The sequence below is a fragment of the Modestobacter sp. VKM Ac-2985 genome (assembly GCF_026967925.1).
Taxonomy (GTDB): Bacteria; Actinomycetota; Actinomycetes; order Mycobacteriales; family Geodermatophilaceae; genus Modestobacter.
The window spans coordinates 1698679-1723353 of record NZ_JAPVBI010000001.1 but is presented as its reverse complement, the minus strand read 5'-3'; the positions used below and the strand labels follow the sequence as shown (position 1 = coordinate 1723353).

Sequence of the window (24675 nt, the reverse complement as noted above, 5' to 3'; positions counted from 1 at the left end):
CCCCTGCACGGAGGCCGTACTAGCGGGTGGTGCGCGGGGTGGCCGGGTGGGAGCCTGCGGTGACCAGGTCGGCGACGGCCTGCCGCGGGTCGCCCGAGGTGACCAGGCCCTCGCCGACCAGCACCGCGTCGGCGCCCGCGCCGGCGTAGCTGATCAGGTCGTGCGGGCCCCGTACGCCGGACTCGGCGATCTTGACGACCTCGCTGGGCAGGCCCGGGGCGATCCGCTCGAAGGTGGAGCGGTCGACCGACAGGGTGGTCAGGTCCCGGGCGTTCACGCCGATCACCGACGCGCCCGCGGCGAGCGCGCGGTCGGCCTCGCCCTCGCTGTGCACCTCGACCAGGGCGGTCATGCCCAGGGACTCGATGCGCTCGAGCAGGCCGATCAGCACCGGCTGCTCGAGCGCGGCCACGATGAGCAGCACGAGGTCCGCGCCGTGCGCCCGGGCCTCGTGCACCTGGTAGCTGCTGACCACGAAGTCCTTGTTCAGCACCGGGACCTCGACGGCGGCGCGGACGGCGGCCAGGTCGGCGTGCGACCCGCCGAACCGGCGCCCCTCGGTGAGCACGCTGATCGCCCGGGCCCCGCCGGCGGCGTACTGCGCGGCGAGCGCAGCCGGGTCGGCGATCGCGGCGAGGTCGCCCTTGCTCGGACTGCGCCGCTTGACCTCGGCGATCACACCGACGCCCGGCGCGCGCAGCGCGGCCAGGGCGTCCAGTGCGGGCCGGGCGTCGCGGGCCGCGGCCTGCACCTCGGTCAGCGGGGTGGTGGCCTGACGGGCGGCGACGTCCTCGCGGACGCCGGCGACGATCTCGTCGAGGACGCTCATGACCCCTCCTCGGACCTCTCAGGATGTGGCACCGGACCGGCCCCCACCACTCGGACCGCGCGGATCACTCTAGAGACGGGTCGGGTCCGGTTCCGTCCGGGGGGCCGGTGCACCGCACCCGGGCGGTCCCTGTTCACACTGTCGGGTCGTCTCCCCGGTCCAGCGCCTTCCAGGCGGCCTGGTGCCGGTCCTCGTCGGTCTCCGGACGGGCGGGACGGGTCGGGCGGGCCGGCGCCGGCGCCGCGTCCGCCGGCCGCCCGGTGCGCTCGTAACGACGCCCCATGCCGGGCCACTCCCGGCCGCGGAGCACCACCAGGGCCCCGGCCAGCACGCCGAGCAGGCCGGCGACGACGGCCACCGCGGGCCAGGTGGCCACGGGGTCGACGGTCACCTGCGCCTGCCCCAGGCCGATCCCCGACGTGGCGACGGAGCTGCCGAGGTCCAGCGAGCCGGTGACCGCCCGCAGGCCGGACCAGCCGAGCACACCCCCGGACACCGCGACGAGCAGGCCGACCACGACGCGGCCGGCGCCGCGGACGGCGATGACCGCGAGCGCGGCGGCGAGCAGCAGCAACCCGCAGGCGGCGACCAGCGGGGCGGCCTGGCTGCCGGTCAGCACCTCCGCCGTCGGCGGCAAGGGCGGTTCGCGCATGATCGTGACGTCGGCCCACGGCTCTCCCGACGCCGACAGCGCCAGCCCCCCGGACAGCGCGCAGAGCAGGACCGCCACGGTGAGCTCCCGCCGGCCCCGGCCGGTGGCCGGGGCCGGCGTCGACGGCGCGGGGTGGCTCACGGCAGCTCCCGCAGCCCCTCCGCGGTGGCGATCGCCGACAGCACGGCGCGGGCCTTGTGCCGGGTCTCGGCCTCCTCGGTGGCCGGGTCGCTGTCGGCCACGACGCCGGCACCCGCCTGCACGTACGCCCGCCCGTCGTGCAGCACCGCGGTGCGGATGGCGATCGCCATGTCCATGTCACCGCTGGCGTCGACGTAGCCGACCGTGCCGGCGTAGAGCGCCCGGCGGGTGGGCTCCAGGGACTCGATGACCTCCATCGCCCGCGGCTTGGGCGCACCGGAGACGGTGCCGGCCGGGAACGTCGCGTCGAACACGTCCAGGGCGTCCCGGTCCGCGGTCACCTGGCCGGCGACGGTGGAGACCAGGTGCATGACGTGGCTGTACCGCTCCACCCGCATGAAGTCGGCGACCTCGACGGTGCCCGGCTCGCACACCCGGCCCAGGTCGTTGCGGGCCAGGTCGACGAGCATGACGTGCTCGGCCCGCTCCTTGGGGTCGGCCAGCAGCTCCTCGGTGAGCCGGACGTCGTCCTCCGGGGTCGCGCCGCGGGGACGGGTGCCGGCCGGGGGGTGCACCACGGCCCTGCTCCCGGTGACGGTGACCAGCGCCTCCGGGGAGGAGCCGACCACGTCGAAGGGCGACTGCCGGCCGGCGAAGCGCAGCAGGTACATGTACGGCGAGGGGTTGGTGGCCCGCAGCACCCGGTAGAGGTCCAGGGCGTCGACGGCGGTGGCCAGCTCGAAGCGCTGGGCCAGCACGGTCTGGAAGACGTCGCCGGCGCGGACGTGCTCGCGCACCCGCTCGACGCCGGCCTCGTACTCCCCCGGCCCCATGTTGCTGGTCACCGGCGGCGCGTCGGCGGTCTCGACCATCGCCACGCCCGGGGGCGCCGCCTCGGCCAGGTCCGCGGCCATCGCGTCCAGCCGGGCGACCGCGTCGTCGTAGCCGCCCGGCGCGCCGCCCAGCACGTTCGCGATGAGCAGCACGGTGCCGTCGGTGTGGTCCAGCACCGCCAGGTCGGTGACGAGCATCAGCGCGAGCTCCGGCATGCCGAGGTCGTCGACCGCGGTCTGCGGCAGCCGCTCGAGCCGCCGGACGACGTCGTAGCCCAGGTAGCCGACCAGACCGCCGGTCAGCGGCGGCAGGCCGGGGGTGCGCGGCGAGCGGAGCCGGCGGGCCAGGGTCCGGGCGGCGGCCAGCGGGTCGGCCGGCAGGTCGTCGGTGAGCCCGGGCAGCGGGTCCCCGAGCCAGGCCGTCGTCCCGTCGACCTCGGTCAGCACCCCGGCGCTGCGCACGCCGACGAAGCTGTACCGGGACCACTGCTTGCCCTGCTCGGCGGACTCCAGGAGCACGGTGCCCGGGCGGTTGCCGGCCAGCTTGCGGTAGATGCCCACCGCGGTCTCGCTGTCGGCCAGCAGCCGGCGGGTGACCGGGACGACGGGGGCGGCCAGGTGGGCGAACTCGGCGCGGGTCGGGCTGGTGCGCCCCAGCTGCAGGCTCATGCCGGCGCCCCGGGCGTGGCCGGCAGCGGGCGGTGGAAGCAGCTGCGCTCGCCGGTGTGGCAGGCCGGGCCCTCCTGGTCGACCAGCAGCAGCAGTGCGTCGCCGTCGCAGTCCAGCCGCACGTCGCGCACCCACTGCCGGTGCCCGGAGGTCTCCCCCTTGACCCAGTACTCGCCCCGGCTGCGGGACCAGTAGGTGGCCCGTCCGGTGGTGAGCGTGCGGTGCAGCGCCTCGTCGTCCATCCAGGCGACCATCAGCACCTCGCCGGTGCCGTGCTGCTGCACGACGGCGGCGACGAGGCCGGCGGGGTCGCGGCGCAGCAGCGCGGCGACGGCGGGGTCCAGGGCGGTGTCGGGGGCAGGGGCGGACATGCAGGGATCGTCCCACCCGGCGGGTCCCGGCCGATCAGGCCCTGGCGGACGGGCCGGTCAGGCCCTGGCGGACCGGCCGGTCAGGCGTCGGGCCAGTGCACCCCTGCGGGCGTCTGCTCCGGGCCCGGAGCAGGTGCCGGCGGGTCGGCCCGCCGGGCCCACGCCCGGGCGTCGGGCAGGAAGGTGAGGCCGACCGCCGTCCCCGCCAGGGCGAGGTAGAGCAGCGGCACGAAGCCGAGGACGTCGCCGACGGTCCGCGAGGAGAGGTCGTCGAGCACGAACACCCAGTACAGGCAGAGCGCGACCTGGACGGCGCCCGCAGCCAGCAGCCACCGCCGGTCGCCGTTCAGCTGCCGCAGCCCCCCGACGACCAGCAGCGCCACCAGGGCCAGCTGGGTCAGCGCCGTCCAGCTGCCGACGCCGGCCGAGGGCCCCCGGGCCAGGCTGAGCAGCGCGCTGAACGCCAGGCCGTAGATCGTGCCGAGGACCACGAGCACCGCGGAGACGAACGCCAGGACCGCGGCGGCGACGACCGACCCCGGCCGGGCCGGGCGCCGGGGCCCGGCCCAGGCCCCCGGCGGACCCCATGCCGGCGGACCCCATGCCGGCGGTCCCCCTGCCTGCGGGCCCCAGCCCGGTGGGCCCCAGCCCTGTGGCGGTGGCCAGCCCTGCGGGGCCGCCCACCCCTGCGACGGCCCCCATCCCGGTGGGAGCCCCGGCTGGGACGGGGAGCCCTGCCCCTGCTGAGGCGGCGGACCTCCGTAGGACGGCGGGCCCGTGTAGGGCACGGCGTCCCAGTCGGGTGCGGCGTCCCAGTCGGGTGTGCTCACAGCGCGGCCGCCAGCGCCCGTCCGGCCACCCGGCCGGAGAACAGGCAGCCGCCGAGGAACGTGCCCTCCAGCGAGCGGTAGCCGTGCATGCCCCCGCCACCGAAGCCGGCGACCTCCCCGGCCGCGTACAGGCCCGGGAACGGCTCACCGCCGGCCCGCAGCACCCGGCCCGACAGGTCGGTCTCCAGCCCGCCGAGGGACTTGCGGGTGAGCACGGAGAGCCGGACGGCGATCAGCGGCCCCGCATCGGGGTCCAGCAGCCGGTGCGGGGCAGCCACCCGGATCAGCTTGTCGCCGAGGAACGTGCGGGCCTGGCGCATCGCGGTCACCTGCAGGTCCTTGGTGAAGGTGTTGGCGATCTCCCGGTCGCGGGAGACGACCTCCCGCTCCACGGTGGCCAGGTCGACGTGCGGGGAGCCGCCGGTGAGCCGGTTCATCCCGGCCACCAGCTCGGGCAGGGTGCGCTCGACGACGAAGTCCTCCCCCTTGTCCAGGAACGCCTGCACCGGCGCCGCCGCACCCGAGCGCACCCGGGTGAGCAGCAGCTTGAGGTCCTTGCCCGTCAGGTCGGGGTTCTGCTCGGAGCCGGAGAGGGTGAACTCCTTCTCCACGATCTTCCGGGTGAGCAGGAACCAGGTGTGCTCGTACCCCGTCGTGCCGATGTGCGCGAGCGTGCCGAGGGTGTCGAACCCGGGGAACAGCGGCACCGGCAGCCGGGACCCGGTCGCGTCCAGCCAGAGAGAGGAGGGGCCGGGGAGGATCCGGATGCCGTGGTGCGCCCAGATCGGTGAGTGGTTGGCGATGCCCTCGGTGTAGTGCCACATCCGGTCGGGGTTGACCACCCGGCCGCCGGCGCCCTGGGCGATCTCCAGCATCCGGCCGTCGACGTGCGCCGGGACGCCGGAGAGCAACCGCTTCGGCACGGGGCCCAGCCGCGCCGGCCAGTTCTTGCGCACCAGCTCGTGGTTGCCGCCGATGCCGCCGGAGGTGACGACGACGGCCTGCGCCGCGTACTCGAACTCGCCGACCTCGGTGCGGGAGCTGGCCACGCCGCGCGCGACGTCACTGGGCTCCAGCACCGCGCCGCGCACGCCGGTGACCGCGCCGCCGGTGACCACCAGGCCGTCGACCCGGTGCCGGTGCCGGACCTCGACCAGCCCGCGGGCAGCGGCGTCGGCGACCCGGCGCAGGAACGGGGCGAGAACACCGGGCCCGGTGCCCCAGGTGATGTGGAACCGGGGGACGGAGTTGCCGTGCCCGGTGGCGGTGTACCCGCCGCGCTCGGCCCAGCCCACGACCGGGAAGAACCGGACGCCCTGCTCGCGCAGCCAGGCGCGCTTCTCCCCCGCGGCGAACTGCAGGTAGGCCTCGGCCCACTCGCGGGGCCAGTGGTCCTCCGCGCGGTCGAAGCCGGCGGTGCCCAGCCAGTCCTGCCGGGCCAGCTCCAGGGAGTCCTTGACCCGCAGCCTCCGCTGCTCGGGGCTGTCGACGAGGAACAGGCCGCCGAAGGACCAGTGCGCCTGCCCGCCGAGGGAGGCGGCCGGTTCCTGGTCCAGGAGCAGCACCCGCTTCCCGGCGTCGGCCAGCTCGGCGGTGGCGACCAGCCCGGCCAGCCCCGCCCCCACCACGATCACGTCAGCGTCGTTGCCCACGCCGGGGACGCTAGCTGGCCCGGGGCGCCGGCCGGGCGGTCCGGCGTGTGCGAGTCGCCCACCGACCGGGGCGGGTGTGCGCTCACCGGGACGCCAGGGGGGTCGGCGCGCCGGTGGGGCCGGTCAGCCGAGGGCTGTGGACGACCGGGCCCCCCGGCGCGCGGTGACCCAGCGGCGCACGCCCGGGAGCGCGGCCAGCACCGCGGTGCCGGCGGGCAGCACCCACAGCAGGACGACGAAGCCGTCGGTGTCCGAGCCGAGCCCGGCCGCGACGGTCCCCCAGACGACCAGGGCGAACACCACGGCGGCCGGCACGAGCAGCGCCAGCCAGGACCGGCCGATCACCAGCAGCAGCGCGCCGGTCAGCAGCCAGGCCGCGAGCAGGACCGGCGTGGCGATCACCAGCCAGCCCCCGTCGCCGAACTGACCGTTGGAGAAGGCCAGGGCGATGACGCTGAAGAAGGCGCTCAGCAGTGCGGTGAGCACCGCTCCCAGCACGGCGAGCAGGGCGGGCAGCGGGGGACGGCGGCGGGCAGGCTCGGAGGGCACGGCCGGACGGTAGGGCCTCCGCGCTCGTCCGGAGCCGCCCGGGCGGTGGGCGGGCGGGACCGTCGGCCCACCCGCCCCAGCAGCCCCGCGGCCCGCAGGTCAGGCGGCGGGTTCGGGCTGCCGCCCGGAGCTCCGCCGCCAGGACGCGTGCAGCCGCGCGTAGGGTCCGTCGGCGTCCACGAGCTGGGCGTGGGTGCCGCGCTGGGCCACCCGGCCGGCGTCGACGACGAGGATCTCGTCGGCCCGCTCCGCGGTGGACAGCCGGTGCGCGATGGTCAGCGTGGTGCGCCCGTCGGTGAGCGCGTCCAGCGCCCGGGTCAGCCGCATCTCGGTGGCCGGGTCGACGGCGCTGGTCGCCTCGTCCAGCACCAGCAGGTCGGGGTCGGCCACGTAGGCACGGGCCACCGCGACCAGCTGCCGCTCCCCCGCCGACAGCGACTCCCCGCGCTGGCCCACCGGGGTGGTGACGCCGTCGGGCAGCCCGTCCAGCCAGTCGCGCAGGCCGAGCTCGTCGAAGGCGGCGACGATCTGCGCGTCGGTCAGGCCCGGCCGGCCGTAGCGCACGTTGTCGGCCACCGAGGCGTCGAACAGGAACCCGTCCTGGGGGACCATGACGACCCGTTCGCGCAGCGAGGCGAAGGCCACCTCGTCCAGCGGCACGCCGCCGACCAGCACCCGGCCCCCGGTGGGGTCCATCAGCCGGGTGACGAGCTTGGCGAACGTCGTCTTGCCCGACCCGGTCTCCCCGACGATCGCGATGCGGGTCCGGGCGGCGATGGTGAGGTCGACACCGTCCAGGGCCTTGGCGCCGCCCGCGGCGTAGGCGAAGGAGACGGCGTCGAAGCGCACGTCCAGCGGCCCGTCGGGCAGCGGCCGGCCGTCGGCGGGGTCCTGGACGTCGGGCTCGGTGTCCAGCACGTCGAGCACCCGGCGGAACCCGGCGACGGCGTTCTGCGCCTCGTTCAGCACCTCGCTGGCGGTCTGCACCGGCGCGACGAACAGCGTGACCAGGAAGAGGAAGGCGACCAGGGTGCCGGCGCTGATGTCCCCGGCGATGCCGAGCAGCACGCCGACCACGACGACCGCTGCGTTGGCGACGGCGGCGATGAACTCGCCGCTGACGTAGACGCCGGCGGTCACCTTCTGCGCGTGCACCGAGGCGCGGTAGTGCCGGTCGATGGCGCCGTCGAGGCGGGCCGCCGTCCGGGCGCGGACGCCGTAGGCCCGCACCGTCGGCGCACCGACGACCGACTCCCCCACCGCGGCCAGCACGTCGCCGACCCGCTCGCGCACGACGCCGTAGACCTCGGCCAGGCGGCGGGCGAAGAACTTGACCGCCACGGCCAGCGGGATGAAGCAGACCAGCACCAGCAGGGTGAGCTGCCAGGAGTAGACCGCCATGACGACGGTGGCCACCACGAGCTGGCCGAGGCTGACCAGCCCCAGCACCCCGCCCCACTGCATGAACACCGACAGCTGGTCGACGTCGCTGGTCACCCGGGAGACCAGCGACCCCCGCCGCTGGCCCTGCTGGTGCAGCACCGACAGGTCGTGCACGTGCCGGAACGCCCGCACCCGGAGCCCGGCCAGCGCCGTCTCGGTCGTGCGGAACAGCCGCACGTTCATCCGGTAGACGGCGAAGCTGGTGATCAGCACGACGACCGCGCAGACCGCTACCAGGTCGCGGACCAGGTCGATGTCCGGGCCGTCGGGTGCGCCGAGCCCCCGGTCCAGGGTCTGCTGCACCGCGATCGGGACGACCACCCGGCCGGCGGTGGCGATCAGGGCCAGCGCGAAGGTGGCGGGCAGCCCCTGGCGGAACTCCGGCATCATCCGCAGGCCCCGGCGCAGGGTCGCGGTGGCGCTCTCCGACCGGCGGTCGGTGGCCAGCACCGGCTCGTCGCTCACGCCGGCACCTCCGCGGGGGCGCGCTCGGCCAGGCCTGGCTCGGGCGGCTGGTAGGCGTGCACCAGGCGGGCGTAGCCGGGCACCTGGGCGAGCAGCTCGGCGTGCGTGCCGCGGGCGACGAGCCGGCCGGCCTCCAGCCAGAGCACCTCGTCGGCCAGCGCGATGGTCGCCTGCCGGTAGGCGACCACGACGACGGTGGCCGGCCGGTCGGTCGCGCGCAGCGCGTCCAGGATCCGGGCCTCCACCGACGGGTCGACCGCACTGGTCGCGTCGTCCAGCACCAGCAGCCGGGGACGGCGGACGATGGCGCGGGCCAGCGCCAGCCGCTGCCGCTGGCCGCCGGAGAGGCTGGCGCCACGCTCGCCGACCCGGGTGTCCAGCCCGTCGGGGAGGCGGCCGACGAAGTCGTCGGCGGCGGCGATCCGCAACGCCTCGTGCACCTCCTCGTCGGTGTACGGCCCGCCCAGGGTCACGTTGTCGCGGACGGTGTCGTCGAAGAGGAAGGTCGTCTGGGCGACGAACGCCACGTGGTCGCTGACCTGGCCCTCGCGGAGGGTGCGCAGGTCGACCCCGTCGAGCAGCACCGCCCCGGAGTCCGGGTCGGTCAGCCGCACCAGCAGGCCGGCGAGGGTGGACTTGCCGGCGCCGGTCGGGCCGACGACGGCGAGCGTGCGCCCGGCGGCGACGTCGAAGGTGACGCCGTCCAGGGTCGGGCGGACGGCACCGCCGTAGCGGAACGACACGTCGTGCAACGCGAGCACGGCGCCCTGGTCGCCGGCAGGGGCCGTGTCGGGCCCGTGCGGGATCTCCCCGGTGGCCTCGAGCACGGGGGTGACCCGGTCGAACCCGGCCATCGCCCGGGGCAGGTCGGCCAGCACCCAGCCGATGGCCCGGATCGGCAGCGCCAGCAGGGTGAACAGGTAGGCGATGGAGACCAGGTCGCCGGCGTCGGCGGCGCCGGCGACGACCCGCTGGGCCCCGATGAACAGCACCGCCAGCGTGCCCAGGTTCGGCAGCGCCTCCATCAGCGGGTCGAACAGGCCCCGGACCCGGCCGACGGAGATCAGCCCGTCGCGCAGCTCGTCGGCCTTCACCGCGAACCGGGTGGTCTCGGTGGTCTCCCGGCCCAGCGTCTTGACGACGAGTGCGGCGTCGAAGCTCTCGTGGGCGATCTCGCTGACCTCGGCGCGCAGCTGCTGGGCGCGGGCCATCCGGGGCGACATGACCTGGCTGTAGACGGCGTTCATCACGAACACCAGGGGGAAGACGACCAGCCCGACCAGCGCGAGCAGGGGGTCGGTGAGCACCAGCGCGACGCTGGTGATGGCCACCATCACCAGCGCACCGCAGGCGAAGGGCAGCGGCTGGACGAAGAACCAGGCCGACTCGACGTCGGAGTTGGCGTTGGACAGCAGCTGCCCGGTGGGGTGCCGCTGGTGCCAGGACAGCGGCAGCCGGAGGTACTGGCCGGTGACCCGGCGGCGGTAGTCGGCCTGCAGCCGGTAGGCCATCATCCCGGCGAACAGCCGCCGACCGATGATGCCGACGATCTTCAGGACGGCGACGACGAGGATCGCCAGGGCGGCCAGGGTCAGCGCGGCCGTGGTGGTGGCCCCCTCGTCGAAGGCCGGCAGCAGCACCCGGGTGGTGATCCCACCGATGACGTAGGCGCTGGCGACCGTCATCCCGCCGTAGAGGCTGCTGCCCAGGAAGGCCAGCGCGAAGATGCCCGGTTGCTCGCGCACGGCGCGGCGCACGTGACGGAGTCCGCGCCGGACGACGGCGTCTCTGCGGCGCGGCACAGGGGTCCTCCAGAGATCGATCGGTCGGTGCCACCAGCCTACGCGCACTCCTTAGGCCCCCTAACGGAATCGGCGGGCGCCCGCGACGGGTCGGGCGGTGCCCGGGACGCCGGGGGCACCGCACGGGTCACGTACCGGTCTCGCCGACGGGCCCCGGACGGCGGAACGGAGATAGCCTCGGCTCGTGCCGACCTCCGCCGTGCCCGTGTCGCAGTCGGAGCGGGCCGCGCTGGCCGACCTGCTGGACCGGTTGGGGCCCGACCAGCCCACCTGCTGCGAGGGCTGGGCCACCCAGGACATGGCCGCCCACCTCGTCGTGCGCGACCGCCGCCCCGACGCCATGCCGGGGTTCGTGCTGGGTGGGCCGTTCGCGCGGTGGACGGACCGGGTGCACGGCCGGGCCCGGGAGCGGCAGGACTTCGCCCGGCTGGTCGCCGATGTCCGGTCGGGGCCGCCGGCCTGGGTGCCCACCGCCTGGCCGGTGCTGGACCGGCTGGTCAACACCGCGGAGATGGTGATCCACCACGAGGACGTCCGGCGGGCGCAGCCCGGCTGGGCGCCGCGCGAGCTGCCGCGCCAGGTGCAGGACCAGCTCTGGAAGAGCGTGCCGTTGCTGGCCCGCGGCGGGGCCGCGCCGCGGCCGACGGCCGGCCTGCTGGTGCAGCGCAGCGACGTGCCCGACGGCTCGGCGGGCAGCGAGCGCCGGCTTCACGACGGCGAGCCGACGACCACGGTGACCGGCGCCCCGCTGGAGGTGCTGCTCTGGGTGAGCGGCCGCCGCGAGGTCGCCTGCGTGGACCTCACCGTCGACTGACCCCGGAGCCGCCGCTCAGCGCAGTGGGTGGTCGGTCTCCTGCCGCACCTGCACGCCGGCGGCGGCCAGCCCCTGCTTGACGTCGCCGACCCGCAGCTGACCGAAGTGGAAGACGCTGGCCGCGAGGACCGCGTCGGCACCGGCGGCCACCGCCGGCGGGAAGTGGTCGACCGCGCCCGCTCCCCCGCTGGCGATCAGCGGCACGGAGACCTCGCGCCGCACCGCGGCGATCAGGTCGGTGTCGAAGCCGGTGCGCGTGCCGTCCGCGTCCATCGAGTTCAGCAGCACCTCGCCGACGCCCAGCCGGGCGGCCTGCACCACCCACTCGACGGCGTCCCGGCCGGTGCCGCGCCGGCCACCGTGGGTGGTGACCTCGAAGCCGGAGTCGGTCTGCACGCCGTCCCGCACCCGGCGCGCGTCCAGGGACAGCACGAGGACCTGGTTGCCGAACCGGTCGGCGATCTCGGCGATCAGCTCCGGCCGGGTCACCGCAGCGGTGTTGACCGCGATCTTGTCCGCTCCGTTGCGCAGCAGCCGGTCGACGTCGGCGACGCTGCGCACCCCTCCCCCGACGGTGAGCGGGATGAACACGCTCTCCGCGGTGCGCCGGACGACGTCGTAGGTCGTCTCCCGGTCACCGGAGCTGGCGGTGATGTCCAGGAAGGTCAGCTCGTCGGCGCCCTCGGCGTCGTAGACCCGGGCCATCTCCACCGGGTCACCGGCGTCGACCAGGTCGACGAAGTTCACGCCCTTGACCACCCGGCCGGCGTCGACGTCCAGGCACGGGATCACCCGGACGGCCAGGCTCACGCCGCACCCCGGACCGCGTCGGCCTCGATCTCCACCAGCATCGCCGGGTCGATCAGGGCGGCCACCTGCACCATCGACGTCGCGGGCCGGGCGTCGCGGAAGAACTCCCCGTGCACCCGCCCGACCTCCTCCCAGCGGCTGATGTCGGTGACGTACATGCGGGTGCGGACCACGTCGCCGAGCGCGAACCCGACCTCGTCCAGCGCCCGCCGGACCCCGGAGAGGGCCACGCGGGTCTGCCCGGCGGCGTCCCCCGGGTGGGCCACCGCGCCGTCGACTGTCGCCGTCGTCCCGCTCACCCAGGCAGTGTCACCGTGCACGACGACCCGGCTGTAGCCGACGACGTCCTCCCAGGGAGCCCCGGAGCCCAGCCGCAGCGCGGTCATGCCAGTTCTTCGGTCAGCGCCAGCGCCTCGGGCAGGGTGAACTGCCCGGCGTACAGCGCCTTGCCGACGATCGAGCCCTCGACGCCCACCTCGGTCAGCGCGGCCAGCGCACGGATGTCGTCCAGCGAACTGACCCCACCGGAGGCGACGACCGGGCGTGAGGTGGCCGCGCAGACCTCGCGGAGCAGCTCCAGGTTCGGGCCGCGCAGCGTGCCGTCCTTGGTGATGTCGGTGACGACGTAGCGAGCGCACCCCTCGGCGTCCAGCCGGGCGAGGGTCTCGTACAGCTCCCCGCCCTCCTTGGTCCACCCGCGGGCGGCCAGCCGGGTGCCCCGGACGTCCAGGCCGACGGCGACCCGGTCGCCGTGCTCGGCGATCGCCCGCGCACACCACTCCGGGGACTCCAGGGCGGCCGTGCCCAGGTTCACCCGGCGGCAGCCGGTGGCCAGCGCGGCCGCCAGGGACTCGTCGTCCCGGATGCCACCGGAGAGCTCGACGTCGACGTCGAGCGAGCCGACCACCCGGGCCAGCAGCGCCCGGTTGGAGCCACGCCCGAAGGCGGCGTCCAGGTCGACCAGGTGCACCCACTCGGCGCCGTCGCGCTGCCAGGCCAGCGCCGCCTCGAGCGGGTCGCCGTAGGAGGTCTCGCTGCCGGCCTCCCCCTGGACCAGGCGGACGGCGAGGCCGTCGGCGACGTCGACGGCGGGGAGCAGCTGGAGCTTCGACACGTGCACAGCCTAGGGAAGCCCGCCGACAGTCGGGTCCGGCCCACCCGGCTGCCGGTGGGCGAACGGATCAGCCGGCCGGCCTCGCGGTGCCCCCGGACGTCCCGGGACGTGCCGCCCGCACGTCGTCCGTCACGCCCTGCACGGTCTCCTCCGGCACGAAGGGCCTCGCCCGGCGCAGCTCGGCGACGCCCAGCGCGGCGAGCACCCCGGCGCCGGCGCCGCAGACGCCGCTGAGCAGCGCGGCGGAGGCGGGGCGGGGCAGCACGGTGTCCAGCGACCGCAGCACCAGGGCGACCGAGGTCCCCACCGTCACCATGCCGAGCAGCCCGGCCCCGCCCAGCAGCGCCGAGGCCCGGCCGGCCTGGCGCGCGCTGTCGCTCAGCTCCTGCCGCAGCCGGTCGAGCTCCAGGCGCACCAGCGACGCCGCGTTCCCCTGCAGGCTCTGCACGAGGCCGCCGGTCGGCGTCCCCCGTCCGCTCGTCGTCATGGCTGCCCCTCGGTCCGGCGGTGGCGACGGCCGGGAGGTCCCCGGCGGCCGCGGTGCGCTCCTACCCGACCGGGGCACCGACAACCTGTCGGGGGCGTGCGGCAGGGTGCTCGGCATGGAGTCGTGCCGTGCAGTTCGCTGACGTCGTCCGCCGCCGCCGCATGGTGCGGGACTACGACCCCGACCGGCCGGTGCCGCCCGAGGTACGGGACCGGCTGCTCGAGCACGCGATCCGCGCGCCCTCGGCCGGGTTCAGCCAGGGCTGGGCGTTCCTGGTGCTGGAGACGCCGGACGAACGGGAGCGCTTCTGGACGGCGACCACCGACGCCGGCCCGGCCGACGGCTGGCTGACCCGGATGCGCCGGGCACCGCTGCTGGTGGTGCCGCTGTCGCACAAGGCCGCCTACCTGGAGCGCTACGCGGAGTCCGACAAGGGCTGGACCGACCGTGACGAGGCCCGCTGGCCGGTGCCCTACTGGGACGTCGACACCGGGATGGCCTCGCTGCTGATGCTGCTCACCGCGGTCGACGAGGGGCTGGGCGCCTGCTTCTTCGGCGTCCCGGCCGAGCGCGTCGACGCCTTCCGCACCGCCTTCGGGGTGCCGGCCGCCTACACGCCGATCGGCTGCGTCTCGGTGGGCTGGCCCGGCACCGAGGACAAGCGGTCGCCGTCGCTCAAGCGCGGCCGGCGGGGCCTGGACGAGGTCGTGCACCGGGGCAGCTGGTGACTGGTTGACTCCGTCCGTGGCCACGCAGACCCCGAGTTCCCGCGCCGTCCTGGTGACCGGCGCCTCCCGCGGCATCGGCCGGGCGATCGCCCTGGCGTTCGCCGGCCAGGGCGACCGGGTCGCCGTGCACTGGGGCGGCTCCCGCGAGCGCGCCGAGCAGGTGCTGGCCGAGCTGCCCGGCACCGGCCACGTGCTGGTGCAGGCCGACCTCACCGACCCCGACGCCGTCGGGCGGATGGTCGACGAGGCCGCTGCGGCGCTGGGCGGGCTGCACGTGCTGGTCAACAACGCCGGCGTCTTCACCGCCCACCCGCCGCTGGAGACCGGCTACGACGAGTGGCAGGCGGCCTGGCAGCACACCCTGGCGGTCAACCTGGTCGGCCCGGCCAACGCGACGTTCCGCGCACTGCCGCACCTGATCGCCGCCGGTGGCGGCGCGGTGGTCAACGTCTCCAGCCGGGGCGCCTTCCGCGGCGAGCCGGCCAACCCCGCATACGGGGCGTCCAAGGCCGGGCTGAACGCCTTCGGCCAGTCGATGGCCCTGGCGCTGGCGCCGCACGGCATCTCCGTCGGCACCGTGGCGCCGGGGTTCGTGCAGACCGAGATGGCCCGCGAGGTGCTCGACGGCCCGGGCGGGGACGCCGTCCGGGCCCAGTCGCCCTACGGCCGGGTCGCCCACCCGGAGGAGGTCGCCTCGGCGGTGCTGTGGCTGGCCTCGCCCGGAGCCCGGTTCTCCACCGGCACGATCATCGACGTGAACGGGGCGTCCTACCTGCGCAGCTGACCACGTCACCGTCCGCCGACGCCGGCCCGGTTGGACCCGGCCCTGCCAGCCAGCGGCGCCGGCCCGGGTCAACCCGGCCCAGCGGGGGTTGAGCCGCGTCAGGACGCGGCTCCGCCCCGGCTCATGCGGCTCAACCCCCAGGCCGGCTGAGCCGAGCACGTCGAGGTCCAGCTGACGGCGGGCCGGCTCGACCTCGGGGGATCGCTCAGTCGAGGGTGTCGAGCCAGTTGGTGAGCAGCTGGGCGCCGGCATCGCCGCTCTTCTCCGGGTGGAACTGGGTCGCCGACAGCGGCCCGTTCTCCACCCCGGCCACGAACCGGTCGCCGTGCTCGGCCCAGGTGACCGCCGGCGGGGTCAGCCGGCCGGTGACGCCCGGCTCGGCGAGCGGGAACTCCCGCACCCCGTAGGAGTGCACGAAGTAGAAGCGCTGCCCCTCGAGGCCGGCGAACAGCGTCGACCCCTCCGGGGAGGAGACGGTGTTCCAGCCCATGTGCGGCAGCACCGGCGCGTGCAGCTGCTCGACGACGCCGGGCCACTCCCCGCAGCCCTCGGTGTCCTGCCCGTGCTCGACGCCGCGCTCGAACAGGATCTGCATGCCCACGCAGATGCCGAGCACCGGACGTCCGCCGGCCAGCCGGCGACCGATGACCTTGGGCCCGTCCACGGCGCGCAGCCCGTCCATGCAGGCGGCGTAGGCGCCCACCCCGGGGACGACGAGCCCGTCGGCCTCCAGCGCGGCCTCCGGGTCGGCGGTCACGGTGACGTCGGCACCCACCCGGGTCAGGGCACGCTCGGCCGAGCGCAGGTTGCCCGACCCGTAGTCGAGGACGACGATCTTCTTCACATCTCCCACGCTACCCACCAGCCGTTCGCGGCCCGCCGGCATTCCCGGGCTGCGGGGCGACCGCCCTAGACCAGCCGCAGGACGCCGGCCACCGTCGCCAGCAGGGCGGCCACCAGCAGGACGACGGCAAAGGCCACCTGCACCCCGGTGCGACCGTCGGTGTCGGAGTCGGCCCTGAAGATGCTGTACGCGCCGCCGAGCAGGAACCCGCCGACGACCATCAGCGCGACGCCGAAGTTCACGAGGTCACAGAGCGCCCTTGGTCGAGGGCACGTCGGTGACCCGCGGGTCCAGGGCGACGGCGGTGCGCAGCGCACGGGCCAGGGCCTTGAACTGGCCCTCGACGATGTGGTGGGCGTCCCGGCCGGCGTAGAGCACCCGCACGTGCAGGCTGATCCGGGCGTTGAACGCGAAGGACTCCAGCACGTGCTTGGTGAGCGAGGTCGGGTAGTCCGGCCCGATCATCGGCGTCATGTTCTCGGGCTCGGCGTGCACGAAGTACGGCCGGCCGGAGAGGTCGACGGCGGCCTGCACCAGCACCTCGTCCATCGGGATCGTCGCGTCACCGTAGCGGGTGATCCCACGCTTGTCCCCGAGCGCCTCGGCGAACGCCTGGCCGAGCGCGATGGCGACGTCCTCGACCGTGTGGTGGGCGTCGATGTGCAGGTCGCCGTCGGCGTGCACCGTCAGGTCGATCCCGCTGTGCTTGGACAGCGCGGTGAGCATGTGGTCGTAGAACCCGACCCCGGTGGCGACGTCGGCCGTCCCGGTGCCGTCGAGGTCGACCTCGACCACGAGCTTGGTCTCCTTGGTCGTTCGCTCGACCCGTGCAGTGCGGTTCATGCCGTCGATCCTCCCAGAGAGCCGCGGTGCGCCGGTGCGACCTCACCCAGCGCGGTGAGGAACGCATCGGTCTCCTCGGTGGTGCCGGCGGTGACCCGCAGCCAGCCGGGCAGGCCGACGTCGCGCACGAGCACCCCCCGGTCCAGCAGCGCCTGCCAGGCCGCGGCGGAGTCGGCGAAGTGGCCGAACAGCACGAAGTTCGCGTCGCTGGGCACGCTGGTCAGCCCCATGCCCGGCAGCGCGGCGACGATCCTGTCCCGCTCGGCCTTGACCAGGTCGACCGTGGCCAGCAACTGCTCGGTGTGCGCCAACGCGGCCCGCGCCGCCGCCTGGGTCAGCGAGCTCAGGTGGTACGGCAGCCGGACGAGCTGCAGCGCGTCGACCACGGTCGGGTCGGCGGCCAGGTAGCCCAGCCGCAGCCCCGCCATCCCGAACGCCTTGCTCATCGTGCGGCTGACGATCAGCCGTGGGCGCCCGGGCAGCAGCGAGAGCGCCGAGACCGTGCCGGTGCGGGCGAACTCGGTGTAGGCCTCGTCCACGACCAGGACGCCGTCGGTGACCTCGTAGAGCGCGGCGATGGTGTCCAGCTCGACCGCGGTGCCCGTCGGGTTGTTCGGGCTGGTCACGAAGACGACGTCCGGCCGCACCTCACGCACCTGGGCGGCGGCGGCCGCCGGGTCGATGGTGAAGTCGGCGCGGCGGTGCCCGTCGACCCAGGCGGTTCCGGTGCCCGCGCTGAGGATCGGGTGCATCGAGTAGGACGGGGTGAAGCCCAGCGCCGTCCGGCCGGCGCCGCCGAAGGTCTGCAGCACCTGCTGCAGCACCTCGTTGGAGCCGTTGGCCGCCCACACCTGCGCCGGGGTGACCTGCTCGCCGCTGGTCCGGGTCAGGTAGGCGGCCAGGTCGGCCCGCAACGCCGTGGCGTCCCGGTCGGGGTAGCGGTTGAGGCCGGTGGCCGCCTCGGCCAGGGCAACCTGGAGGTCGGCCAGCAGCGCCGGGGGCAGCGGGTGCGGGTTCTCGTTGGTGTTGAGCCGGTGCTCGGCAGGTGGCTGCGGCGCGCCGTACGGCGACCGGCCCCGCAGCTCCGGCCGCAGCGGCAACGCCTCCATCGCGGTCACGACCGGGACGGCGACTGCTGCCGGGCCCGGACCGCGGCGGCGTGCGCGGGCAGGTCCTCGGCGTTCGCCAGGGCGTCGATGTGCCCGGCGACCTCGGCGAGGGCCTGCTCGTCGTACTCGACCACGTGGATGCCACGGAGGAACGTCTGGACGCTGAGCCCGCTGGAGTGCCGGGCGCAGCCGCCGGTGGGCAGCACGTGGTTGGAGCCGGCCGCGTAGTCACCGAGGGAGACCGGGGCCCACGGGCCGACGAAGACCGCGCCGGCGTTGCGCACCCGCATCGCCACCGCACGGGCATCGCGGGTCTGGATCTCCAGGTGCTCGGCGGCGTAGGCGTCGACCACGGCCAGCCCGGCGTCCAGGTCGTCGACCAGCACGATGCCCGACTGGGTGCCCCCGAGCGCGGTGGTGATCCGGTCGCTGTGCTTGGTGGCGGCCACCTGAGCAGGCAGCAGCTCACCGACGGCGTCGGCGAGCTCCTCGCTGGTGGTGACCAGCACCGCACCGGCCAGCGGGTCGTGCTCGGCCTGGCTGATCAGGTCGGCGGCGACGTGCACCGGGTCGGCGGTGTCGTCGGCCAGGACGGCGACCTCGGTCGGGCCGGCCTCGGAGTCGATGCCGATCAGGCCGCGCAGCAGTCGCTTGGCCGCGGTGGTGTAGACGTTGCCCGGCCCGGTGACCAGGTCGACCGGTGCGCAGGAGCCCGCGCCGTAGCCGAAGACGGCGATCGCCTGGGCCCCGCCCACCGCGTACACCTCGGTGACGCCCAGCAGCGCGCACGCCGCCAGCACCCCGGGGTCGGGCAGGCCGCCGTTGTCCCGCTGCGGCGGGCTGGCCACCGCGATCGAGGTGACCCCGGCCAGCTGCGCCGGGACGACGTTCATGACCACCGAGCTCAGCAGCGGGGCCAGCCCGCCGGGCACGTACAGGCCGACCCGGCGCACCGGCACCCATCGCTCGGTGACGGTGCCGCCGCGCACCACGTCGGTGGTGACGTCGGTGCGGCGCTGGTCGGAGTGCACGATCCGCACCCGGCGGATCGACTCCTCCAGCGCGGCGCGCACCGCAGGGTCGACGGTGGCCAGCGCCTCGTCGAGGGCGGCCTGCGGCACGGCCATCTCCGGGACGTCCACGCCGTCCAGCCGCGCGGTGACCTCCCGGACCGCGGCGGCGCCGCGCAGCCGCACGTCCTCGCAGATCGGCCGGACGACGTCGAGCACCGAGTCGATGTCGACGCCGGCACGCGGCAGCAGCTGGGCGAGCTCACGCGGCCCGGGCAGAGCAGGACCACGCAGGTCGATGCGGGACAGCACGGAGCACCTCCGGGTACGACGGGAGAACACCCCACGGTAGACGGCGAGTGCACCGGCCCTGCTGCCCGTAGGCTCCCGGCGTGCGCGAGGAGGAGGGAACCGGGGACCGCGAGGTCATCCCGCTGTTCCCCTTGGAGACACCACTGTTCCCCGGCGTCGTCCTGCCGCTGAACATCTTCGAGCCCCGGTACCGCCAGCTCGTCGCCGATCTCTCCGCCCTCCCCGAGGGCGCCCCGCGCCGGTTCGGCGTGGTGGCGATCCGCCAGGGCTGGGAGGTGGAGCGCGTCGCGCCCGCCGAGGCGCTCTTCGACGTCGGCTGCACCGCGGTGCTGCGGGTCGTCGCCCCCCAGTCCGACGGCGGGTACCAGGTGGTGACCGTCGGTGGCGAGCGGTTCCGGCTGCTCGACGTCCTGGCCCCGGCCGACGTGGGCGAGCACGGTGGCGAGGCCGGCGCTGCGCCGACGTACCTGCGCGCGGTCGTCGAGTGGCTGCACGAGGAGGAGGCGGCCGAGGAGGCCGCCGGTGACGCCGAGGGGCTGGTCGGCGTGGACACCGCGCCCGGGCACGAGACCGACGAGGTCGTGACCGACGTGGCCCGCGGGTCCCTGGAGCTGCTCGCCGGGAACGTCCGCGACCTCTTCGCCCGGTACGTGGCCGACGTCGCCGTCCGCCAGGGTGGCGGCGACGGGCTGCCGGACGAGGTGCTGGAGGCCCTGACGTCGGAGGACCTGGTGCCCGAGGACGACGCCGCCCCGGCCGGGATCGCCGACACCGCGGCCCTGCTGCGCGAGGTCAGCGACGACGCCCGCGGCCTGTCCTACCTGGTCGCCTCGGTGGCCCTGCTGACCACCGAGGACCGGCAGGCGCTGCTGGCCGAGTCCGCGACCCGCCGCCGGCTGGCCATGGAGTCCCGGATGCTGCGCCGGGAGCTGACCCTGCTGCGGACGCTCGGCGCGGTGCCGGTGCCGCTGCGCCAGTTCGCCACCCCGATGACCCCGAACTGAGGAAGGACCCCCCCCACCCCCACCGCTCGCTAGCTCGCGGTGGGCCCCTGCGAGGGGGCCTGACGGCGGGGGGCTGACGGTGGGACCGGCGGCAGCGGCGGGCGGGGTGGCAGCTGCTGCTGCGCCCGCGGGGCGTCGTCGGGGCGGCCGAGGTCGTCGTCGGGGGTGAGCGCGGCGGCGACCAGGTAGGTGAGCACGGCGGCGAAGGGCCCGATGGCCAGCGCCGCGGTGGCGGCCAGGTCCACGCCGGTCGTGATCGTCCTGCCCACCTCGGTGAGCTCCGCCTCGGAGGGCCCCGGCCCCAGCAGCTCGCCCAGCTGCCAGGCGACGACCCCGGCGCCGACCATCCCGCCGGCCAGGCCGACCAGCGCAGGCACACCGCGGCGGCGGCGGATCAGCCACACCAGGAGACCGGCCAGCACCCCCAGCCCGGCCAGCACCAGGACGTACACGCCGTCGTCGGCGAAGAGGACCTCAGCGCTCGGTACCCCGACCACCGGCACCACCTGGGTCTCGGTGACCCGGTAGTCGGCCCGCGGGGCCAGCCAGGCCCACAGCGCGCCGGCCCCCAGGCCGGCGACCGTCAGGGCCAGCACGGTGATCAGCCCGGCCCGCACGTCCTCGCGGCTGCCCCGCAGGCCGGTCACCCGACCGGCGCGGGTCGCCGGCTGCTGGGGCACCCAGCCCGGTGGCGGCGTCGCGGGCCGGGACGCCGGCGGCGCGCCGGTGCCGGCCGGTGCGCCCGGCGCCGGCCCAGCGGTACGGGGATCGGTCACCGGTCCAGTGTCGCTGGCCCGGCTGTGTGCCTCGACTCAGGCTGATCCCCGGCCCCCGCCGAGGGTCCGCGGCTCGGGTGCGGGCGGCGGGAGGCGGCGGGGGCCGCCGTCACAGGAGGGCGACGCTGGTGGGGCCCAGCAGCGCCTTGATGTCGCCCATCAGCGCGGTGCTGGGCTGGACCCGCAGCCCCTGGTCCAGGCGCAGCACCGTCTCGCGGCCGCCGTTGAGCAGCTTCAGCTGGACCTCGGTGGTGCCCGGGTGGCTGCCGAGCACCTCGCGCAGCCGCTCCACCACCGGCGGCGTGCAGCGAGCCGCCGGCATGGAGACCAGCACCGGCCCGCGGGGCCCGTCGGTCACCTCGGGGATGTACACCTCGGAGGCGAACAGCGAGGGCGTGTCGTCCCGGCGGCTGATCCGCCCCTTGACCACCACGATCTGGTCCCGGACCACCTTGTCCGAGACCTGCGCCCAGGTCTTGGGGAAGAACAGCACCTCCAGCCCGGCCTCGAGGTCCTCGATGGTGGCGATCGCCCACGGCGCGCCCTGCTTGTTGGTGCGCGGCCCGACGGCGGTCAGGATGCCGGCGATCGTGACGTTGGCGCCGTCCTCGACGCCACCGGCGATGATCTCGGCCAGGGCGGTGTCGGCGTGCGAGGTGAGCACGTGCTCCACCCCGTGCAGCGGGTGGTCGGAGACGTAGAGGCCGAGCATGTCCCGCTCGAACACCAGCTTCTCCGACTTCGACCAGTCGGCGGTGGGGATGGCGATGTCCAGCGACGAGCCGAACGGGTCCTCGGCGGTCTCGCCGAAGCTGCCGAACAGGTCGAACTGGCCCTCGGCCTCCTTGCGCTTGACCCCCATCGCCTGGTCCACGGCGTTGGCGTGGATCGCGGCGATGCCCTGCCGGGAGTGGCCCATCGAGTCGAACGCGCCGGCCTTGGCCAGGGACTCGATGACCTTCTTGTTGCAGGCCACCGTGTCGATCTTGCGCATGAAGTCGGCGAAGTCCTTGAACGCGCCCTTCTCCTCGCGCGCCCGCACGATCGAGTCGACGACGTTGTGCCCGACGTTGCGCACCGAGGCCATGCCGAACCGGATGTCGGTGCCGACGGCGGTGAAGTCCCAGGAGGACTCGTTGACGTCCGGCGGGAGCACCTTGATGCCCATCCGGCGGCACTCGGCCAGGTACACCGGCCGGCGGTCCTTGTCGTCGCCGACGCTGGTGAGCAGCCCGGCCATGTACTCGGCCGGGTAGTTGGCCTTGAGGTAGGCGGTCCAGTAGGAGACCAGCCCGTAGGCCGCCGAGTGCGCCTTGTTGAAGGCGTAGTCGGCGAAGGGGACCAGGATGTCCCAGAGCGTCTTGACCGCCGCGGCGGAGTAGCCGTTGTCCTTCATCCCGGCCTCGAAGCCGACGTACTCGGCGTCCAGGACCGACTTCTTCTTCTTGCCCATCGCGCGGCGCAGCAGGTCGGCCTTGCCGAGGGAGTACCCGGCGACCTTCTGCGCGATCGCCATGACCTGCTCCTGGTACACGATCAGCCCGTAGGTCTGCCCCAGGATCTCCGCGAGCGGCTCCGCCAGCTCCGGGTGGATCGGGGTGATCTCCTGCTGGCCGTTCTTGCGCAGCGCGTAGTTGGTGTGCGAGTTCGCGCCCATCGGACCGGGGCGGTACAGCGCGCCGACGGCGGAGATGTCCTCGAAGTTGTCCGGGCGCATCAGCCGCAGCAGCGACCGCATCGGGCCACCGTCGAACTGGAAGACGCCCAGGGTCTCCCCGCGGGACAGCAGTGCGTACGTGGCCGGGTCGGTGAGGTCCTTGCTGATCTCGTCGAGGTCGACCGGGTCCTTGCCGTTGATGACGATGTTGCGCAGCGCGTCGTCGATCACGGTCAGGTTGCGCAGGCCCAGGAAGTCCATCTTCAGCAGGCCGAGGGTCTCGCAGGTCGGGTAGTCGAACTGCGTGATCACCGCGCCGTCGGCCTCGCGCCGCATGATCGGGATGCTGTCGATCAGCGGGTACCGGCCGATGATGACCCCGGCGGCGTGCACGCCCCACTGCCGCTTCAGCCCCTCGAGCTTGCGGGCCTGGTCGACGACCTCGGCCGCGCCCGGGTCGGACTCGTAGCGGGCCCGGAACTCCCCGGCCTCCTTGTAGCGCTCGTGCTTGGGGTCGAAGATCCCCGACAGCGGGATGTCCTTGCCCATGACGCCGGGGGGCATCAGCTTGGTCAGCTCGTCGCCCACCGAGTACGGCCGGTCGAGCACCCGGGCGGCGTCCTTGATCGCGGCCTTGGCCTTGATCGTGCCGTAGGTGACGATCTGGCTGACCCGCTCCTCGCCGTACTTCTCCGAGACGTAGCGGATCACCTCGCCCCGGCGGCGGTCGTCGAAGTCGATGTCGACGTCGGGCATGGAGACGCGCTCGGGGTTGAGGAACCGCTCGAAGATCAGCCCGTGCTGCAGCGGGTCGAGGTCGGTGATGCCCATCGCGAAGGCGGCCATCGAGCCGGCGGCCGAGCCGCGGCCCGGGCCGACCCGGATGCCGTTGTCCTTGGCCCAGTTGATGAAGTCGGCGACCACGAGGAAGTACCCCGGGAAGCCCATCTGGGTGATGATCCCGACCTCGTAGTCGGCCTGCTTGCGCACGTGGTCGGGGATGCCGGCCGGGTAGCGCTTGTGCAGCCCGACCTCGACCTCCTTGATGAACCAGGAGGTCTCGTCCTCGCCCTCGGGCAGCGGGAACCGGGGCATCAGGTCGGCGCCCTCGGTGAACTGCACCTCGCACTGCTCGGCGATCAGCAGGGTGTTGTCGCAGGCCTCGGGGTGCTCGCGGAACAGCGCGCGCATCTCCGCGGCGGACTTCAGGTAGTAGCCGTCGCCGTTGAACTTGAAGCGGTTGGGCTCGTTGAGCCGGGAGCCGGTCTGGATGCACAGCAGGGCGTCGTGCGCCTGGGCGTCCTCGCGGTGGGTGTAGTGCAGGTCGTTGGTGCCCAGCAGCGGGATGCCGAGCTCCTTGGCGATCTCCAGCAGGGCCGGCTTGGTCTTCTTCTCGATGGACAGCCCGTGGTCCATGATCTCGGCGTAGAAGTTCTCACGCCCGAAGATGTCCTGGAAGTCCGCCGCCGCCTGCCGGGCCCTGTCCACCTTGCCGGCCCGCAGCCACATGTTGACCTCGCCGGAGGGGCACCCGGTGGTGGCGATCAGGCCCGTGCCGTACCGCTCCAGCAGGTCACGGTCGAAGCGCGGCTTGCGGTACTGGCCCTCCAGGCTGGCCAGCGAGGAGATCCGGAAGAGGTTGTGCATCCCCTCGGTGGTCTTCGCCAGCAGGGTCATGTGCGTGTAGGCGGCCTTGCCGCGGTTGTTCCCGCCGTCACCCTCCTCGTCGATCAGCTTGTCGCCGAACTCGAACGGGGCGCGGTCGAACCGGGAGCCGGGCGTGTAGTAGCCCTCCATGCCGATGATCGGCTTCACGCCGGCGGCCTTGGCGGTCTTGTAGAAGTCGTAGGCCCCGAAGACGTTGCCGTGGTCGGTCATCGCCAGCGCCGGCATGCCCTCGTCGGCCGCGGCCTTGGTGACCTCACCGAGCTTGGCCGCCCCGTCGAGCATCGAGTACTCGGTGTGCACGTGCAGGTGCACGAAGTTCTCTGCGGACGGGCTGCTCACGGTGCGTGGTGCTCCTCACGGGTCGTGCTCACCGCCTGACCACCAGCGGTGGACAGGGGCGGCGGGTCGTTCTGGGGTGACCGGCGGGGAAGGCCGTTCAGGGGTGCTGCCGTGCGGGGGTGTCGGTCCACCGATCCTCG

24 protein-coding genes are annotated in these 24675 nt (G+C 74.6%); 4 read left to right on the top strand and 20 right to left on the bottom strand.

Annotation, left to right across the window (positions count from 1 at the left end; genetic code table 11):
• Positions 1-19: 19 nt before the first annotated feature.
• The 9 genes from trpC to O2V61_RS08155 all read right to left on the bottom strand — a co-directional run bounded on the left by trpC (position 20) and on the right by O2V61_RS08155 (position 10179).
• Entirely contained in the window at positions 20-829 is an 810-nt protein-coding gene (trpC, locus tag O2V61_RS08195) for an indole-3-glycerol phosphate synthase TrpC (protein WP_269182804.1), read from the bottom strand.
• A gap of 133 nt (positions 830-962) precedes the next feature.
• Positions 963-1622, bottom strand: coding sequence for a TIGR02234 family membrane protein (locus O2V61_RS08190; RefSeq protein WP_269182803.1), 660 nt, complete (start codon positions 1620-1622; stop codon positions 963-965).
• Positions 1619-3124: an anthranilate synthase component I gene (locus tag O2V61_RS08185; protein WP_269182802.1), complete on the bottom strand. Its 1506-nt coding sequence runs from the start codon at positions 3122-3124 to the stop codon at positions 1619-1621. Before O2V61_RS08185 ends, O2V61_RS08190 begins: the two co-directional genes overlap by 4 nt.
• Entirely contained in the window at positions 3121-3495 is a 375-nt protein-coding gene (gene hisI / locus O2V61_RS08180; RefSeq protein WP_269182801.1) for a phosphoribosyl-AMP cyclohydrolase, read from the bottom strand. The genes O2V61_RS08185 and hisI overlap by 4 nt, the downstream gene beginning before the upstream one ends.
• Before the next feature lie 80 nt (positions 3496-3575).
• The gene (locus O2V61_RS08175; protein ID WP_269182800.1) at positions 3576-3992 is read right to left on the bottom strand and encodes a hypothetical protein; all 417 of its coding nucleotides are present in this window, start codon (positions 3990-3992) and stop codon (positions 3576-3578) included.
• 329 nt (positions 3993-4321) lie between these two features.
• Positions 4322-5977, bottom strand: a complete 1656-nt coding sequence (locus tag O2V61_RS08170; protein ID WP_269182799.1) for an FAD-binding dehydrogenase — start codon at positions 5975-5977, stop codon at positions 4322-4324.
• A 123-nt stretch (positions 5978-6100) separates the two neighbouring features.
• Positions 6101-6526: a hypothetical protein gene (locus tag O2V61_RS08165; protein ID WP_269182798.1), complete on the bottom strand. Its 426-nt coding sequence runs from the start codon at positions 6524-6526 to the stop codon at positions 6101-6103.
• Between the two features lie 99 nt (positions 6527-6625).
• Positions 6626-8434, bottom strand: coding sequence for an ABC transporter ATP-binding protein (locus O2V61_RS08160; protein WP_269182797.1), 1809 nt, complete (start codon positions 8432-8434; stop codon positions 6626-6628).
• Positions 8431-10179, bottom strand: coding sequence for an ABC transporter ATP-binding protein (locus O2V61_RS08155; protein WP_269182796.1), 1749 nt, complete (start codon positions 10177-10179; stop codon positions 8431-8433). The genes O2V61_RS08160 and O2V61_RS08155 overlap by 4 nt, the downstream gene beginning before the upstream one ends.
• 241 nt (positions 10180-10420) lie before the next feature.
• Here O2V61_RS08155 and O2V61_RS08150 point away from each other — a divergent pair, with 241 nt between their 5' ends.
• On the top strand, positions 10421-11050 hold the full coding sequence (locus O2V61_RS08150; protein ID WP_269182795.1) for a TIGR03085 family metal-binding protein: 630 nt from the start codon (positions 10421-10423) through the stop codon (positions 11048-11050).
• Between the two features lie 15 nt (positions 11051-11065).
• Here O2V61_RS08150 and hisF read toward each other — a convergent pair whose 3' ends face one another.
• The 4 genes from hisF to O2V61_RS08130 form a co-directional block, all read right to left on the bottom strand.
• The gene (gene hisF / locus O2V61_RS08145; RefSeq protein ID WP_269182794.1) at positions 11066-11860 is read right to left on the bottom strand and encodes an imidazole glycerol phosphate synthase subunit HisF; all 795 of its coding nucleotides are present in this window, start codon (positions 11858-11860) and stop codon (positions 11066-11068) included.
• Positions 11857-12246 (bottom strand): RidA family protein, encoded by a 390-nt coding sequence (locus O2V61_RS08140; RefSeq protein ID WP_269182793.1) that lies wholly within the window; start codon positions 12244-12246, stop codon positions 11857-11859. The genes hisF and O2V61_RS08140 overlap by 4 nt, the downstream gene beginning before the upstream one ends.
• The gene (gene priA, locus O2V61_RS08135) at positions 12243-12974 is read right to left on the bottom strand and encodes a bifunctional 1-(5-phosphoribosyl)-5-((5-phosphoribosylamino)methylideneamino)imidazole-4-carboxamide isomerase/phosphoribosylanthranilate isomerase PriA (RefSeq protein ID WP_269182792.1); all 732 of its coding nucleotides are present in this window, start codon (positions 12972-12974) and stop codon (positions 12243-12245) included. The genes O2V61_RS08140 and priA overlap by 4 nt, the downstream gene beginning before the upstream one ends.
• Positions 12975-13041: 67 nt before the next feature.
• The gene (locus O2V61_RS08130; RefSeq protein WP_269182791.1) at positions 13042-13461 is read right to left on the bottom strand and encodes a phage holin family protein; all 420 of its coding nucleotides are present in this window, start codon (positions 13459-13461) and stop codon (positions 13042-13044) included.
• Positions 13462-13589: 128 nt separating this feature from the next.
• On the opposite strand from O2V61_RS08130, the gene O2V61_RS08125 reads away from it, so the two are divergent.
• Together O2V61_RS08125 and O2V61_RS08120 are read left to right on the top strand one after the other, a co-directional pair.
• Entirely contained in the window at positions 13590-14189 is a 600-nt protein-coding gene (locus O2V61_RS08125) for a nitroreductase family protein (RefSeq protein ID WP_269182790.1), read from the top strand.
• A 16-nt stretch (positions 14190-14205) separates the two neighbouring features.
• Positions 14206-14973, top strand: coding sequence for an SDR family NAD(P)-dependent oxidoreductase (locus O2V61_RS08120; protein ID WP_269171706.1), 768 nt, complete (start codon positions 14206-14208; stop codon positions 14971-14973).
• Between the two features lie 205 nt (positions 14974-15178).
• Here O2V61_RS08120 and hisH read toward each other — a convergent pair whose 3' ends face one another.
• From hisH to hisD, 5 genes are all read right to left on the bottom strand, one after another.
• On the bottom strand, positions 15179-15817 hold the full coding sequence (hisH, locus tag O2V61_RS08115) for an imidazole glycerol phosphate synthase subunit HisH (RefSeq protein ID WP_269182789.1): 639 nt from the start codon (positions 15815-15817) through the stop codon (positions 15179-15181).
• A 65-nt stretch (positions 15818-15882) separates the two neighbouring features.
• Positions 15883-16059: a hypothetical protein gene (locus O2V61_RS08110; protein ID WP_269182788.1), complete on the bottom strand. Its 177-nt coding sequence runs from the start codon at positions 16057-16059 to the stop codon at positions 15883-15885.
• A 4-nt stretch (positions 16060-16063) separates the two neighbouring features.
• Positions 16064-16660 (bottom strand): imidazoleglycerol-phosphate dehydratase HisB, encoded by a 597-nt coding sequence (gene hisB / locus O2V61_RS08105; RefSeq protein WP_269182787.1) that lies wholly within the window; start codon positions 16658-16660, stop codon positions 16064-16066.
• Positions 16657-17769 carry a histidinol-phosphate transaminase gene (locus O2V61_RS08100; protein ID WP_269183001.1) on the bottom strand — a complete coding sequence of 371 codons (1113 nt, stop codon included), beginning with the start codon at positions 17767-17769 and terminating at the stop codon, positions 16657-16659. The genes hisB and O2V61_RS08100 overlap by 4 nt, the downstream gene beginning before the upstream one ends.
• A gap of 5 nt (positions 17770-17774) precedes the next feature.
• Positions 17775-19091, bottom strand: coding sequence for a histidinol dehydrogenase (gene hisD, locus O2V61_RS08095; RefSeq protein ID WP_269182786.1), 1317 nt, complete (start codon positions 19089-19091; stop codon positions 17775-17777).
• 80 nt (positions 19092-19171) lie between these two features.
• Between hisD and O2V61_RS08090 the strand changes: the two genes are divergently transcribed.
• A complete protein-coding gene (locus O2V61_RS08090; RefSeq protein ID WP_269182785.1) occupies positions 19172-20095 on the top strand; it encodes an LON peptidase substrate-binding domain-containing protein in 924 nt (307 codons plus the stop codon).
• A gap of 29 nt (positions 20096-20124) precedes the next feature.
• On the opposite strand, the gene O2V61_RS08085 is transcribed toward O2V61_RS08090, so the two are convergent.
• Both O2V61_RS08085 and dnaE read right to left on the bottom strand, forming a co-directional pair.
• On the bottom strand, positions 20125-20871 hold the full coding sequence (locus O2V61_RS08085; protein ID WP_269182784.1) for a DUF2567 domain-containing protein: 747 nt from the start codon (positions 20869-20871) through the stop codon (positions 20125-20127).
• 109 nt (positions 20872-20980) lie between these two features.
• Positions 20981-24535 (bottom strand): DNA polymerase III subunit alpha, encoded by a 3555-nt coding sequence (gene dnaE, locus O2V61_RS08080; protein WP_269182783.1) that lies wholly within the window; start codon positions 24533-24535, stop codon positions 20981-20983.
• Positions 24536-24675 lie beyond the last annotated feature (140 nt).